The sequence below is a fragment of the Candidatus Methylomirabilis sp. genome (genome assembly GCF_028716865.1).
In the GTDB taxonomy this organism is placed as follows: domain Bacteria; phylum Methylomirabilota; class Methylomirabilia; order Methylomirabilales; family Methylomirabilaceae; genus Methylomirabilis.
In genome coordinates, this window is sequence record NZ_JAQUOY010000004.1 from 119,940 (window position 1) to 134,342 (window position 14,403).

At 59.4% G+C, this 14,403-nt stretch carries 16 protein-coding genes and 3 pseudogenes; 8 read left to right on the plus strand and 11 right to left on the minus strand.

What is annotated here, in order from left to right:
* Positions 1-367 precede the first annotated feature (367 nt).
* The gene (locus PHV01_RS03195) at positions 368-928 is read right to left on the minus strand and encodes a Uma2 family endonuclease (RefSeq protein ID WP_337289704.1); all 561 of its coding nucleotides are present in this window, start codon (positions 926-928) and stop codon (positions 368-370) included.
* 208 nt (positions 929-1,136) lie between these two features.
* Here PHV01_RS03195 and PHV01_RS03200 point away from each other — a divergent pair.
* The 3 genes and pseudogenes from PHV01_RS03200 to PHV01_RS03210 all read left to right on the plus strand — a co-directional run.
* Positions 1,137-1,274, plus strand: a pseudogene (locus tag PHV01_RS03200) (GDP-mannose 4,6-dehydratase); the annotation flags it as partial.
* Between the two features lie 341 nt (positions 1,275-1,615).
* Positions 1,616-1,879 (plus strand): AbrB/MazE/SpoVT family DNA-binding domain-containing protein, encoded by a 264-nt coding sequence (locus tag PHV01_RS03205; protein WP_337289705.1) that lies wholly within the window; start codon positions 1,616-1,618, stop codon positions 1,877-1,879.
* Positions 1,869-2,321 (plus strand): PIN domain-containing protein, encoded by a 453-nt coding sequence (locus PHV01_RS03210; protein ID WP_337289706.1) that lies wholly within the window; start codon positions 1,869-1,871, stop codon positions 2,319-2,321. The genes PHV01_RS03205 and PHV01_RS03210 overlap by 11 nt, the downstream gene beginning before the upstream one ends.
* 44 nt (positions 2,322-2,365) lie before the next feature.
* On the opposite strand, the gene PHV01_RS03215 is transcribed toward PHV01_RS03210, so the two are convergent.
* The 5 genes and pseudogenes from PHV01_RS03215 to PHV01_RS03235 all read right to left on the minus strand — a co-directional run bounded on the left by PHV01_RS03215 (position 2,366) and on the right by PHV01_RS03235 (position 8,990).
* Entirely contained in the window at positions 2,366-3,760 is a 1,395-nt protein-coding gene (locus tag PHV01_RS03215) for a proprotein convertase P-domain-containing protein (RefSeq protein ID WP_337289722.1), read from the minus strand.
* Between the two features lie 48 nt (positions 3,761-3,808).
* Positions 3,809-5,065 (minus strand): annotated as a pseudogene (locus tag PHV01_RS03220) (M36 family metallopeptidase); the annotation flags it as partial.
* 33 nt (positions 5,066-5,098) lie between these two features.
* Entirely contained in the window at positions 5,099-5,920 is an 822-nt protein-coding gene (locus PHV01_RS03225; protein WP_337289707.1) for a hypothetical protein, read from the minus strand.
* 1 nt (position 5,921) lies between these two features.
* A complete protein-coding gene (locus PHV01_RS03230; RefSeq protein WP_337289708.1) occupies positions 5,922-8,528 on the minus strand; it encodes a hypothetical protein in 2,607 nt (868 codons plus the stop codon).
* A gap of 12 nt (positions 8,529-8,540) precedes the next feature.
* Positions 8,541-8,990: a hypothetical protein gene (locus PHV01_RS03235; protein WP_337289709.1), complete on the minus strand. Its 450-nt coding sequence runs from the start codon at positions 8,988-8,990 to the stop codon at positions 8,541-8,543.
* A 416-nt stretch (positions 8,991-9,406) separates the two neighbouring features.
* Here PHV01_RS03235 and PHV01_RS03240 point away from each other — a divergent pair.
* A pseudogene (locus PHV01_RS03240) lies at positions 9,407-9,532 on the plus strand (GDP-mannose 4,6-dehydratase); the annotation flags it as partial.
* A 188-nt stretch (positions 9,533-9,720) separates the two neighbouring features.
* Positions 9,721-9,924, plus strand: a complete 204-nt coding sequence (locus PHV01_RS03245) for a hypothetical protein (protein ID WP_337289710.1) — start codon at positions 9,721-9,723, stop codon at positions 9,922-9,924.
* A 21-nt stretch (positions 9,925-9,945) separates the two neighbouring features.
* Here the strand turns inward: PHV01_RS03245 and PHV01_RS03250 are convergent, their stop codons facing one another.
* Positions 9,946-10,158, minus strand: a complete 213-nt coding sequence (locus PHV01_RS03250) for a hypothetical protein (RefSeq protein ID WP_337289711.1) — start codon at positions 10,156-10,158, stop codon at positions 9,946-9,948.
* Between the two features lie 83 nt (positions 10,159-10,241).
* On the opposite strand from PHV01_RS03250, the gene gmd reads away from it, so the two are divergent.
* The 3 genes from gmd (at position 10,242) to PHV01_RS03265 (ending at position 12,054) form a co-directional block, all read left to right on the plus strand.
* The gene (gmd, locus tag PHV01_RS03255; protein ID WP_337289712.1) at positions 10,242-11,282 is read left to right on the plus strand and encodes a GDP-mannose 4,6-dehydratase; all 1,041 of its coding nucleotides are present in this window, start codon (positions 10,242-10,244) and stop codon (positions 11,280-11,282) included.
* Between the two features lie 191 nt (positions 11,283-11,473).
* Complete coding sequence (locus PHV01_RS03260; RefSeq protein ID WP_337289713.1) at positions 11,474-11,704, plus strand: hypothetical protein; 231 nt, start codon at positions 11,474-11,476, stop codon at positions 11,702-11,704.
* A complete protein-coding gene (locus PHV01_RS03265; protein WP_337289714.1) occupies positions 11,701-12,054 on the plus strand; it encodes a type II toxin-antitoxin system PemK/MazF family toxin in 354 nt (117 codons plus the stop codon). Before PHV01_RS03260 ends, PHV01_RS03265 begins: the two co-directional genes overlap by 4 nt.
* Before the next feature lie 109 nt (positions 12,055-12,163).
* Here the strand turns inward: PHV01_RS03265 and PHV01_RS03270 are convergent, their stop codons facing one another.
* From PHV01_RS03270 to PHV01_RS03285, 4 genes are all read right to left on the minus strand, one after another.
* A complete protein-coding gene (locus PHV01_RS03270) occupies positions 12,164-12,937 on the minus strand; it encodes an ABC transporter ATP-binding protein (protein ID WP_337289715.1) in 774 nt (257 codons plus the stop codon).
* 94 nt (positions 12,938-13,031) lie between these two features.
* Positions 13,032-13,859: an ABC transporter permease gene (locus tag PHV01_RS03275; protein ID WP_337289716.1), complete on the minus strand. Its 828-nt coding sequence runs from the start codon at positions 13,857-13,859 to the stop codon at positions 13,032-13,034.
* 42 nt (positions 13,860-13,901) lie between these two features.
* Positions 13,902-14,108: a zinc ribbon domain-containing protein gene (locus PHV01_RS03280; protein ID WP_337289717.1), complete on the minus strand. Its 207-nt coding sequence runs from the start codon at positions 14,106-14,108 to the stop codon at positions 13,902-13,904.
* A gap of 21 nt (positions 14,109-14,129) precedes the next feature.
* Positions 14,130-14,327, minus strand: a complete 198-nt coding sequence (locus PHV01_RS03285) for a ubiquitin-like protein Pup (RefSeq protein ID WP_337289718.1) — start codon at positions 14,325-14,327, stop codon at positions 14,130-14,132.
* Positions 14,328-14,403: the final 76 nt, after the last annotated feature.

The window sequence follows — 14,403 nt, forward strand, 5'->3', positions numbered from 1 at the left end:
CATGGCGTTACTGTAACAGGGCTATAGGGAAAGAACAAGGATTAGGGAGAGGGAGCTGACGACTCATGCGCTTCACCGTCAGGGTGGGGTCGGTGAAGACCTGTGAGAAGGTCGCCGTGACGGACTGACTGGCGTTCATCGTCACCACGCAGGTCGTGGCGGTTCCGCGCCCCACCTACGCCCGGCAGAGGTCCAGTCCTAAGCGGGGACTCGGGTGGCAGCCTACGGTGACCTTCCGGAACCTGGTCCGGATTATGGGTCGATGCCGATCTAGAGGCGGCGGGCTTGCCCGCAAAGAGGCATGGGAAACAGTGCCTCACCGATGGTCGGCTCGCGTGGCTCAGGCGACCATGATAGCGATCCGGAACTATGCGAGCACCTCATCCACCTGAACCTCAAACCCCGCTAAGACTGACGACCGCGCTCTTTCTCCAGGGCCAAAGCGCCCAACCAGACGATAACTACCTTGCACCATGGCGAACACCTCGATCATCCCGCCTTCCCGATCCACGATCCAATATTCGGCGACGCTAAATTGCTCATACAGCGCCTTTTTCTCAATGTGATCTCGTCGCCACGTCCCCGGCGAGACGACTTCAACGATCAGATCTGGCGCTCCGTGAATCTGGTCCTGAATAATCGCTTGTCTGGCATGTGAGACATAGACGATATCGGGTTGCACGACCCTCCGTGGTGTCAGGACGACATCCAAAGGCGCAAGTAAGACTTCACCCAATTGATGCATGGACACAAATTGAGCCAGCAGGCGAGCCACGCGGAAAGAGACTCTCTGATGTTGTGCGACCGGTGAAGGCGTCATGACGAGATCTCCTTCCCATAGCTCGGTCGGCTGATTCGTCTCAGTCTTCTCGGCGAGCAGTTCGTTGTACGTCCACACCCGCTTCCTCTCGGCAGCCTTTGTCGCCATTCCGGTCACCTCCTCCGCCACTCACCAACCCCCATCCTGCGAGAGCATGCTTGGGCGAACCCACCAAACGTAGGTGGGGTTACTCATAGCCTACCTTTACCACAGAGAGGTGACGGCCGTCAAGCATGACGCCGCGCACCCCAACGTCAACGACACACGTTCTTCCACACCCGGATACTCTCCCGTTAGGAGCCACAGTAAGACCGCGCTGATTACGGAAATTACCGGGCAAGACGGCTCCTACCTGACTGAACTGCTGCTCGCGAAGGGCTACACGGTCCACGGGTTGATCCGACGGGCCAGCACCTTCCATGCGCAGCGGCTCGGGCATCTGTGTCAGGACCCGTGCTATCGCCGCCCGACTGAGGTCCCGTTCCTGCAGACCGATCCCTCCGAGGCCAAGCGACGCCTCGGAGGGGGGCCCAGGGTCACGTTCCGGGACCTCGTTAGGATTATGATGGACGCCGATATCGAGGCCGCGGGCTTGCCGGCGCCTGGGCAGGGGACGCGGTGCCTTACCGATAGTCGGCTGGCGTGGCTCAGGAAGCAGCACGTCAGTCGGCACATGGAGCCATGCGTGTTAGCCACGGCGAAATCAACCACCGAGATTGACAGGTCAGATATGCTGATATATATTTGAATATCAGTAATATTCCGAAGATCAGTAATAAAAAAAGGGGGTGCATTATGGCTGTGGTCAAGGTGTGGGGGCGTGGGCAACTGACGATACCTGCCTCTCTGCGAAAGGAACTGCTTGTGGACGAGGAGACTGTGCTGAACGTTGTCAAGGTAGGGGATGCGCTTATTCTGACGCCTAAGAAGCTCGTGGGAGATACGCTGGCCAAGAAGGCTCAAAAGGCAATGGAGAAGGCTGGGCTGAGCCTGGAAGATCTCTTGAAAGATCTGGAGAAACAGCGCGAACGGTACAATCGGGAACGCTATGGAGCCTAAGCGGCGGAAGGTGTTCCTCGATACGAGCGCCCTGATTGCGGGGATCGTTTCTCCGACTGGCGCGGCACGCGAGGTGTTACGACTGTGTGAGGCTGGGGTGGTAGAACTCCTCGTATCGAGACAGGTCCTGACTGAGGCAGACCGGAATCTTTCAGCAAAACTGCCCGCTTTGATCCTCGACTACCGCCACCTGATGCACCGGATGTCACCGACGCTGGTGGAGGATCCTACCCACAGGGAGGTGGCACAGGCCCGGCGAGTCATCCATCATAAGGATGCGCCGCTCCTGGCCGCGGCGATTAGCGCAGAGGTGGATTATTTGATCACATGGAACACCAAACATTTTCACACATCACCGGTCATGCGGGCGGTTCATTTTCGAATCGCGACGCCTGGTGAGTTCTTGGAAGAATTTCGAGGGTGGCTCTCCTCCAAGGTGTAGCCTGATTCGATCCGGCTTGCTTCCCGGGAAGGCCAGGGCGGAGATCACTCCAAGGCGCGGACGGCGTTTCGGAGGTCGCTGATGTGGCTCGCCTTGATGGGGGTCTGCTGCGCCACGAGGGTTTCATAACTGGAAGGGGATGGTCCGCCGGTCTCGTTCAGCGCCTGCCGAAGTTCGTCCATGTGGACCTTCTTGGCCGGGGTGGTCCCGACAGTCAGCGTCGGGTCGGTCCAGGAGAAGGCCGACAGGCTGTTGACGGCCCGGAGGGTGTTGATGGCCGAACGGAGCTCGGTGACGTGGACGGCCTTGATGGGAGTGCTTCTCGCCGTCAGGGTGGGGTCGGTGAAGACCTGCGAGAAGGTCGCCGTGACGGACTGACTGGCGGTCATCGTCACCGTGCAGGTCGTGGCGGTCCCACTGCACGCACCCCCCCACGACTTGAAGCTCGCCCCGGAGCCGGGGGCTTCCGTGAGGGTAACTGGGGTGCCACTTGTATAGTTCGCAATGCAGGTGGAGCCTGTCGAACAGCTCATCCCAGAGCCCGTCACTGTCCCATTGGCGGAACCGCGGACCGTCACTGTCAGGGTAACCGTCTGAGAGACGGTGCAGGTAATGGGTGCGATTGTAAGAGACCATGCGGTAATGGTCCCTGTATCGACGGAGGCTGCGTCAATGATCTTCAATGTCCAGGTGCCGTTGCCCGCCTTGTTGGCGAAGCCGGAGAGCGGATTGGCCGGTCTAAAACTGGCGTTGGTTACCGAGCCGGTTTGGGACTGAATCGAATTGGTCGCTTCGTCGTCAAGGACGGTGTTGGTGAAGTTGTCATTACCGTTGCTTCCGGTTCCATTCGGGGGCCGGTTGATCATGGTGATGTTCGTCCCATCAGGGGCGATCAACTGTACCACCAGGTCCCCGATCCATGTATGTGTGATATTGGTGAGATTCAGATTGATGTCACCGATCACGAGTGATCCAGGAACGGTCAACGTGGCGATCGCACCCGTTGGGTTATTGTCCGGGATCGAGACCGGCGATCCCGTATAGGTGTACGTCGTTGCCGTAACCGCTTGTCCAACTCTCAGGGTTATCGTACGGGCAGAGCTGGCCCCTTCAGCCGATGAAATGTTCAGGGTGAAGGTAATTAATGTGCCACACGGGACGCTCTGGGCTACCGTGAACTGATACGCCGTGCCGTTTGCTGCAGCACCCGCACTGAGGTTGCCGTAACTACTCGAGGCCTGAGTAATTGTGACGCCCGTTGTGGTCGTGGATAGCGCCCCGGCGACGCTGGTCAGGCCGATGCAGGTAAAGTTGTTAGAAACTGGGACAGTCAAGACAATAGTTTCTCCAGGATCGATCACCCCATTCCCGTTTCCACCGGCGGTATCGCCGAGCACCGCTGTGCCGTTGACAAGCGGCACGTCAAACGCCTCAATCACGCCCGTTAGGGTCGTGGAACTCGATGCCGGGGCAATGGCGGAAAAGCCCAGGCCGCGCTTCGCGAACCCTCGCCAGAGATCGATCTCGTCGGCCCCCGCAAACCCCGCGCAGTCGGCCTGGATGATGGCGTTGCGCGCCTGCGTAAATGTCGGAGCATTCGGCGTCAGCTTCATCCCGTCGGTCACTGCCTGAAGCATCCGGTTGTTACCCGCTGCGCCACCCAGCCTGGCGATGATGTTGGCTCGCGCCTCCCAGAGCATCAAAGCCCAGATCTCGCCCACGTTGTGGACCTCGTAGGCAGTACCAATGAACGCGGGGGAAAAGGTTCCGTTGTTGATGCTGATCTGGTTCGGATCAATATCGGCGAAAGTCATCGGGTTGAGGCTCATGCTCGTCGTATAGGGAAAACGGCGGACGCCGTAGAAGTAGTTGTCGGTGAAGGAGCCACCCGAATTGAACATCGCATAGGCGCCCGCCGCATACACGCCATTCGGGTTATCGCCTGATTCTGAGAGGAGCGAGAGCCCATAGAAGTCGGACTACCCCTCCCCCATACCTCCACCCTGTTGATTGGTGAGGCCAGAACCGTTTCCGATGAGGCGGTTGGAGAGGCCGTGAGTCAGCTCGTGAATCACGATCTCATGATCGAGATCGCCGTCTCGGTCCGGGGTAGGCCCGGTGAAGATATACATCTGCATCCGCGGAAGCGATCCGTCGGATGGGGTCGAGAAGTTGGCGTTGTTCGTCCCCGAGGAATCCTGGGCCTCGGCCCGTACGTAATCGCCACCCAGCCCGCCACGCCCGAAGTTATCGTTTTGGAAGTTCCGCGCCGACTCGGTGAAGCCGAGCGAGTACAGTTGGTCGTGGTAGCGGTTGGACCAGAAGAAAAGGTCGGTCACAATGCCGTTGCGATAGTCCGTCCCGGTTGGTGGATCGCTCCCGCCAGGGGGTGGGTTGTAGGTGAAGATAAAATTCCGGCAACTGGGACTGGGGCCGGCACAGACGCCTGTGGCGCGGCCGGTCGAGTCAATGCCGTTCGGGGAGACGACATCGAGTCCGGCATCGACGTTGTTGCCGGTGGTCACGTTCGAGCCGTCAGAGATCCATCCGAGGTTGTCGAAGGTCGGGAGCTCGCTTACGAAGGTGAATTGCGAGCGCGAGGCTGCAGGACCCTGGATGCCGCTGCCGGGGGTGGCGTTGGAGGGCGAAAGCGGCCCCGGGCTGTCGCTCGCGTAGACCTCGTATGTCGCAGTCTGAGACTGGTCGTTCGTAATATTCTTGCGCCAGAGGATTTGACCGCTCACGTCATCGACGATGACGTAATAGGCCGCATTGTCCTACCATAGCAAGACCCGCCAAGCCAGGACGGCCTCAGTTACGGATAGAGGAAAGATTACTACATCGGCAGTAATGTCGTCGGCGAAGGGGCCGCGGGTGAATCGATGCTTCAGGCCATCACTGCTTCGTTCGATCAACGGGGGAGCAGCAGCGAGATGCACGCCAATGTCCTGGGCCGCTTTCTGGACGGCGCGCTCAGGGGGCATGGTCGGGACACCTGAGAGGGCCGGGTCAAGCCCTGCCGCCAACTCGCTCGCAATGGTAGCAACCTGCCCATCAGGGGTAACGGCCGCGCGTAATTCGCCCCTGAACACGGGGATGCCGTTCAGGCGTTGCTCGAGAGTCACCCAGCTCAGATTCCCGGCAGGATTGGTATAGTGAGCCGTGGTGATCAAGTTGTCAACGTCACTCGATGACAGGCCGAAGAGCGGTGCCTTGGCGGCTAAGAAGCCGCGAACTGCCAGCTCGGGATCCGTTCCGGGCGAGGCTGGAGTGAGAAAGCGCCCCCGCGTGGTGATAACCTCGGGACCCCCCAGCACGGGGTGCCAGTCGACGGTAAGACCGGGGAGAGAGGTCGCCAATGCCTGGTGCGCGGTGGCCATTCCCTTCTCGACCTGCGCCTTCCGGTTGGGGGCTGCGGAGGGAATCGTAAGGGCCTGCCGAACCGCGCGACCCTCTTTGCCCAGACGCGCGTCGAAGTTCGGTAGGCCTCCTCCTGTGGCGACCTGTGCCCGGTCCGCCCCTTGCGCCCAAGCGATGGAAGGCGCCAGGAGGATGAGGGCGATGAAGACCAGTAGGCGGTGGAGAGGCTCCATTCTCATCTCACTCCAAGGCGCGGACGGCGTTTCGGAGGTCGCTGATGTGGCTCGCCTTGATGGGGGTCTGCTGCGCCACGAGGGTTTCATAACTGGAAGGGGATGGTCCGCCGGTCTCGTTCAGCGCCTGCCGAAGTTCGTCCATGTGGACCTTCTTGGCCGGGGTGGTCCCGACAGTCAGCGTCGGGTCGGTCCAGGAGAAGGCCGACAGGCTGTTGACGGCCCGGAGGGTGTTGATGGCCGAACGGAGCTCGGTGACGTGGACGGCCTTGATGGGAGTGCTTCTCGCCGTCAGGGTGGGGTCGGTGAAGACCTGCGAGAAGGTCGCCGTGACGGACTGACTGGCGGTCATCGTCACCGTGCAGGTCGTGGCGGTCCCACTGCACGCCCCCCCCCACGACTTGAAGCTCGCCCCGGAGCCGGGGGCTTCCGTGAGGGTGACTGGGGTACCGTTGCTGAAGTTGGCGACGCAGGTGGAGCCTATCGAACAGCTAATTCCGCCTGGATTACTAGTCACCGTCCCACCGGCAGAGCCCCGCACCCTAACCGTGAGGGCAAACGAGGAGGTAGAGGTCACGGTCAGCAACCCGACGCCCGTCCTGCTCTGGCCATCCGGATTGGTAATCGTCACATCCTTCGCGCCCGCGGTCGCACCCACAGTGGAGATGTTGAGCGTGACCTGGGTGGGGCTCACAAAGGTGACGGTGTTGACGGTGACGCCGCTGATCGAGGCGGCGATGTGGTTGAGAAAGCCCGGCCCTCCCGTGTCGGGGCCGGGATCGAAGAACTCCGAGCCGGACAGCGACGTTCCGTCGATCGTCACATTGACAGATGGCTGGCCCGATGCGACCGTGGCCGGGGTCGCCACGGCCGGCGTGGCCGGCGGCGGGGCCTTGAGCTGGATCGCCCTCACGCCCCAAGAGTCGGTTGCATCGGCGTACTCCTGGAACGTCCACATGGTCTGGTTGTCGTTCGGATCGACGACGACCTGCGAGTAGTCGCCCCACCGTTGGACGGAGGTGCTCTGCCTGTTGTAACTCCCACCGCCCGCCTGGGCCAGCGTGGGAGCCTGGATCGTGCCCAGGGCATCAGTTCGCAGGCGCCCGGACGCGGCGATGCCCGCAAAGCTCACGGCACTCGCCACACTCGACGCGATGGCCATATGACCCTGCCCGGACATCGCGACGCTGGGAATCCAATAGCCGAGCGGGTTGGATGCCGCGGAGTCGAAGAGCGTCCCGGATTGAACGAGTGTCGGCGTCGTAGTCAAGTTCCCGATCTCGTACCAGCGGGCGCCATTGCGTCCTCCCCCCCCGGTCCCGACGCCGCTAGAATTGACTTCGATGTTGTGGGCCGTCCACAGCGTCTTGGCCCCCGTGATCGCGTTGGTGTGGATGGAGGCGGCGAACAGGCGATCACTGAGGGCATCAAGAGGGTGAGTGCTTCCTGACGCAACCTGGCCAATAGGCCACGTCGTGGTGGGAACGGTCAGCGTCAGGTTGCCAGAGATCGAGGGAGTTCCGCCGGGATTGGTGATGCGTCTCAGAACGAGTTTACTGTATGTGCAGATGTCGACGCCGATAAAATAGCCCTCCGTCGCCTGCGGGTCGTCGTTGTTGACGCCCTGAGGAGTGTCAACACCGGTGCTGGGGCAGGTGAAGCCGGCGAGCTGGCGAAATGGCGTGACCGTGAGGGTACCGGCCAACAGGTCAGCCTTGTTGATGACGAAGCCCGTCGTGCCCCTGAAGGCGTCTGCGGAGGTAAACATGTTGACGCCTATGTAGAGCGCGAACTTGTCGACCCCGAGGGTATCGTAGTCGGCGAACAGGCCGGTGTCGGCATTCGGCGTTGTGCCGACCAGATCATGCTGGAAGCTGAAGAACGTAAAGCTTGAGGTGCTGGTGATCGTGGAGGAGTTGCTGACGGCGATCAGAATCCGGTTGACGGTGGCTATGTCGATCATCGTGACGAACCAACGGCTCGAGAGGCGGTCGTATCGGACGTGCGGGTCGCTCGTCCTGGCGGTTCTGACCGACGCGAAGAAGGTGTCGGTGTCGGCATTGAGCCCCCCGAGGACGCCGCTCTTGTCGAAGACCTTGATTCGGCCGTTGGCGATGACGAGTACTTGACTGGGACCCACCGCGCCCATGCTGTCCGGAGGGATGAACCCGGATTCAGAGAGTCTTGGTCCCAAGAAACTTGTGCCGACTGTTTGAGGCGTGTATAGAGGGGGCGAGGCGTCACTCCTTCGGGGCTCGCCTGGGGGCGGCCACCGTGAGACCGCCGCCGCCGAGGCATCGTCTTGAATCTTCGCGGGAGCCACGAGCCGCGGCTTGAGTTCCCTTGGTGAGAACATGGCGGTCTCAGCCCTCTTCACGCCGGACGCTTCTCGGGCCATGATCTCGTCGACGGTCTCAGTGATACCCGGCGCGCCTGTCCATGGAATGCCTTGGGTGAGCCTCTCGGGTGACTCCTGTTGAGCCGGCGCGACGGCGGCGACCGCTCGCGCCCCAACCGACAGAGACGAGTCGCCGGCCAGGATGATGATCGGCAGCACGGCGAGAAGCAGCACCCACCGGACATAGCTTCGGGGACGGGGTCTATGAGAGATCATCTCGCTCCTGTCTTATCGCATGCCGGTGTCGATATCGATATCCAACCGCACCGTGTGATCGCTCGCGATCACGATCGTCTTCGGCAAGTCTCGGCTACGACCCATACGGATGCCCATCCGCGCAAGCGCCACCACGTAGGTCCCCGGTGCGAGCGCGATCCGGTACGTCCCGTCGGCCTGGACGTTCACGTCGGCCACCCAGGTTGCGCCGTCCGACGTGAAGATCTTGACGGGGTAGGCGGCATACACGTCGGGCGGGACGGGTCTCGTCGGTTCGTCCACCCGTTGCGCCGGACGCAGGGGGCCGATGGTCACCTTGCCTTCGAGGTATCCCACGGGCGTGGGGGGCATCGCGCTTTCCCCAGACGTCGACGTCGCCGCGGGCTGGGGCGTGGCCACAGCACACCCTACAAGAAAAAGCCCGCACAGCCACCTCGGATCAAGTACGCGTGGTAGGTTCATGGAAAGTGCCGGGAGCGCCGCACTCGCGACAGCATAGGACGAAGCTGCGCTGATGCTGCATATGGCGTATCGAATCCTCTAAAGCTAGCTCTATGACCATCCTGGTCCTAGAGTACAGTAGAATCCCCACGAAGAGCAAGCTCGCATCCAGGTTGATCGCTGCGATTACCCGCTCGTAGCATAAAGAAGAGCGGATATGATCCTGTCCTGCAAACCTCCATTCATCCTTCGACATGCTCAGGGCGAATGGTATGGTTCTCCTCGCCCTTGGCGCAAGAATATAGTAGAATTCATCCGAAGGATACGTTTATAGCTCATCCGGAAAAACGAATCTATCTCTTCGGCTCATGGGCTAGGGGTGAGGCGGATGAACTTTCGGATATCGATCGAAGAGAGACCCAACGAGGAGCACCCACATGAAGACCGCGCTCATCACGGGGATCACTGGGCAAGACGGCTCCTACCTGACTGAACTGCTGCTCGCGAAGGGCTACACAGTCCACGGGCTGATCCGACGGGCTAGTACGTTCCATACGGAGCGGTACCTCGCCAAGACATGACCCGCCAAGCGAGGACGGTCTTACTCAGGCCGAGCGGAAGGATTATCGGGCTAACTGTGACCTATAATGTTATGATGAGATTCGGGTATATGGCAATTTCTCCTCGTGATATCTAACATATTTGTGGTACAGACTGTTCGGACTAGTTAAAAAACACCAGGAGGTGTTATATGGCACAAACCCTTGAAGCCAAAGTTACCAAAAAAACAAAAAAAAGCATCCAGATCGAGATTTCCCGAGCGAACTTTGAAGCCTTTTGCGATGCCATTGGTTTCTATCGGAAGGAGTTTCTGGAAGCATTAGACGCGTCTGAACGGGACCATCGTGCAGGAAGGGTGACTCAAAGGCGGTCTCTACGCGACTTGATTGAATAGCAGTTTCCGATGATCGAACTCTCAACCACCGCCACATTCGATCGGCTTTTTAAGAAACTGTCGTCGGTTATTCAGCGGAAAGCGGTCACAAAAACAGACCTGTTCAAAAGCAACCCCTTCCACCCGTCGCTCCACACCGAGAAATTGCATCCCAAGCACCATGAAGTCTGGTGTTGTTACATCATGCGTTGTGGTAATCAGGACCAACGCATTTTTGGGGATGGTCAGGATCATCAACGTGGGTCAGTTCTAAAGAACACGGGCTCAGGAGTCCACCGCAGGCAGTTCTATCGGACGCCTCATTGAGGAGAACCTGCATGAAGACCGCGCTCATCACGGGGATCACCGGGCAAGACGGCTCCTATCTGACTGAGCTGCTGCTCGCGAAGGGCTACACAGTCCACGGGCTGATCCGACGGGCCAGCACCTTCCAGACGCAGCGGATCGAGCATCTCTACCAGGATCCGCACGACCCGCAGACCCGTCTCGTCCTGCACTACGGCGATCTCTCCGATTCGAGTCAGCTCACAAATCTCTTCTATGAGGTCCGGCCGGATGAGGTGTACCACCTGGGGGCGCAGAGTCATGTGCGGGTGAGCTTCGACATGCCGGACTACACAGGAGACATCACCGGGCTGGGCACCGTCCGCTTGCTGGAGGCGATCCGCAGGAGTGGGGTCCGCTGCCGACTCTATCAGGCGTCAAGCAGCGAGATGTTTGGCGATGCTCCGGCGCCTCAGAACGAGCAGAGTTCCTTCCAGCCGCGCAGCCCCTACGCCGCCGCCAAGCTCTACGCCTACTGGATGGTGCGTAATTACCGCGAAGGGTACGGGCTCTTTGCCTGTAACGGTATTATGTTCAACCATGAGTCGCCCCGGCGAGGGGAGACCTTTGTCTCGCGAAAGATTACGCGGGCCGTGTCCGCTATCCTTGCGGGGCGCCAACAGAAGCTGTTCCTCGGAAACCTCGACGCCCGGCGCGACTGGGGCTACGCGCCGGAATACGTCGAGGGAATGTGGTTGATGCTCCAACAGAAGGCACCGTGCGATCTGGTGTTCGGGACTGGAGAGACGCATTCGGTCCTGGAATTTGTGGAGGAGGCTTTTGGCTACGTGAACCTCGACTGGCGGGAATACGTGGCGGAGGACCCGCGTTACCTGCGCCCGACCGAGGTCCCGCTCCTGCGGGCTGATCCCTCGGAGGCCAAGCGACGGCTTGGGTGGGAGCCCGGGGTTAGGTTCCGGGACTTGGTCAGGATCATGATGGACGCCGACATCGAGGCCGCGGGCCTACCCGCCCCAGAGAAGGGCAAGCGGTGCCCGACCGACGGTCGACTGGCGTGGCTTCAGCGGCCGTAATGGACTTCTGCTAAACGGGACGACGATAAACGGAGTCCGGTAGGAGAGAAGGTGCGTTTGGGAAAGACCAGGTTGTGGTAACATAGCATTCAGATGGAGTCAGCGCTCCCCTCGCTGCTGACAATATCGTGCATATGTGGGCAAACGCCGGTTCCGACGGAGTCCCTCAATGCGGAGGTTAAAAAACGAGCATGACGACGATTCACGTCCACCGTGTCGGCGACAAGGCCTTACTCCCCCAGCATGAATTTGAACGGCTCGTGGAACTCGCACAACAGCATGAGGAGATTGCGTTACAGATATGCGAAGACGATGTTCCAACGCTGGGTGTCATGCGTCTCGTGGAACAGGGAGGCGCGTTCGACTTCTGGATGGAGGCCGGTGAAGATATCTACACCGCCAAAGACGGTGAACCGGTGTGATCCCTCCGCTCCTTGCTCGTGGCGACGTAGTCCTGACGCCGTTTCCATTTACCGATCTTACTGGCACTGCGCTCCGTCCCGCTGTGATCGTGTCTCAGGGTCAACTCGGCCAAGACATTGTGCTGGCAGCGATTTCCAGTGTTGTGCGTGGTTCGATTTCTCCCACTGACTGTCACCTCGCAAGTACCCACCCGGAATTTACTCTAACAGGTCTCCGCGTCACGTCCATAATCCGGATGCACAAATTGGCTGCGGTGGAACGTTCGGTCATTGTCCGCCGGCTAGGACATCTCGGGCCACAGTTGCAGGCAGAAGTGGACCGACTGTTGCGCGTGGTGTTGGGGTTGTGATTGCGCTGAAGCGAACCTCCCTAATGCTTATTATGCTGGACGCCGACATCGAGGCCGCGGGCCTGCCCGCGCCAGAGCAGGGGAAACAATGCATGTTGTGCTGTCTCGCTCAGCGAGCGTTTCCGTCGGACTGCTGCGAAGGGGATGTCAACGCACTGAACCTCTTGTATTCGGCCACGACCTCCTCGGTCGGGCCGAGGGCGACGACTTGTCCGTGATGCAGGCAGAGGGTTCTGTGGCAGGTATCCCGGATCAGTTTGAGATCGTGGGAGACCAGGAGGATCGTCACCCTCTTCGCCTTGAAGGTCTCCATGCGTTCCTCACACTTTTTCTGGAAGACGGCATCCCCCACGGAGAAAAGCTCATCGATCAGGAGCAGGTCCGGCTCGACATCGGTGGCGATCGCGAACCCGAGGCGAGCGGACATCCCAACCGAATAGTTCATCAAAGGAACATCAATGAACTCCTCAAGCTCTGCGAACCCAACGATGCGGTCAAATCGCTTTTCGAGCTCTTTCTGTGAAAATCCCAGCAGGGACCCATAAAGAAAGATATTCTCCCGCCCGGTCAGAAACGGGTCAAACCCCGCCCCAAGCTCAATGAGGGGGGCGATTCGCCCTCGCGCGATGACGCTGCCAATAGAGGGAGGGATGATGCCGGCGATCACCTTTAGGAGCGTACTCTTCCCTGCTCCGTTGGCCCCAATAATACCGAACGTCTCCCCTGGGTAGAGTGTAAAGGAGACTTCTCGCAAGGGCCAAAACTCATCCCGTTCAACCGCCCGCCCCTTCAACATCCGAATGACATGCTCTCGTATTGATCCGGTTCGCTCCCGGTGCAGCAGCAGACGGATGGACAGATCTTCGACCTGAAGAACCGGCAAACCTTCAGTTCGAGGCAGTGCAGTTACAGTCTCTGGGACCTCGACTGTTCCAGCAGCCTGAATAAATTGGGACGTACGACTTGCTTGCTGTCCCTCAGACATAATGGATGAACCGCGATTCGAATCGATGAAAGACGATCCATCCGACGGCAAGAGTCGCCAGGGAGAGTCCCAGCCCTGAAACGAGCACTACCGCTCCTGGCGCTGCACCCTGATAGATGGGGGCCCGGAGAGATTCCAGAAGGGCATACATAGGATTGACGTATAGGAGGAACTTGAACTCACTTGGAATGATTTCGGCAGGATAAAAGATCGGGGTAGCGTAGAACCAGGCTAACAGACCCGCTTCATAGAAGTACTTCACGTCCCGGAAGAAGACATTGAAGGTTCCCAACAGTAAGGCAATACCTAAGGCGAAGCAGGTCAGGCTCAAGAGCGCGATCGGCAGCCAGAAGAGGCTCAGACTGAAACCCGCTCTGATAACGATCATTAAAAGAAAGAGCGGGATCAACGTAAAGATAAAGTTGACCACCTGCGACACAACCGACGCAACCGGAAAGATCGCCTTAGGGACAAAGACCTTTCGGATGATGGGGCCGTTGAGGACCACACTGTCCAGGCCCCGTGAGGTTCCCAGCGAGAAGAGGTTCCATCCCAGCAGGGCGGTGAAGACGTAAAGCGAATAGTACGGGCGATCGCCGAAAATCCTGGAGAAGACCATCGTGAAGATGGCCATGGCCAAGAGGGGATTCAAAACGGTCCAGGCGAATCCAAGGGCTGACCGCTTATAGCGAAGCTTGATCTCTCGAATGACGAGTTGGCGTAACAACTCCCTATATCGAAAGAGCGTACGCAACGGACCGGTAGAGCAGTGTTCAGCGAAGTAGATCCCTGACCTCATGGGACCGCTTCCAGGACTCATCCTCGCGTCACCTCGGACACGCCGAGGTTAGGCACAGGTTCCTCACCCGCTTGGCGCGCAACCAGAGCCCGTGTTACTCAGGGTGCCGGAGCCGATGATCTTGCGCTCGCCTTTAAAGCTGAAAGCGGAAAGCTGTTTTTCTACAGCCGCCCCTGGACAGTGTGGGCATTCTATGACAACATCGTGGCTTAGAACGAGTTTTTCGAATACCTGATCACAGCTCGTACAGCGATACTCGTAAATAGGCATGCGTCACTCCACCCTGCGGGGTTATTCTCCGCCGCGCTGGACGTAGCTTTTGACGAACTCCTCGGCGTTCTCCTCAAGGACCTCATCGATCTCATCCATGAGTTTGTCAAGGTCCTCCTTGAGCTTCTTCCCTTTTTTTACGGTCTCGGGATTCGGCTCGGCCGCTTCGGGTGGGGTATCGCCGGCCTCGCGTTTTTGCTTTCGTTCCTGCTCCGCCATGTCTCACTCCTCCTTCCGCCTCACCGAGCCGCCTGCCACACGAGGTGTTGCACCTCCGGTATCAGGAGCTTCGTCA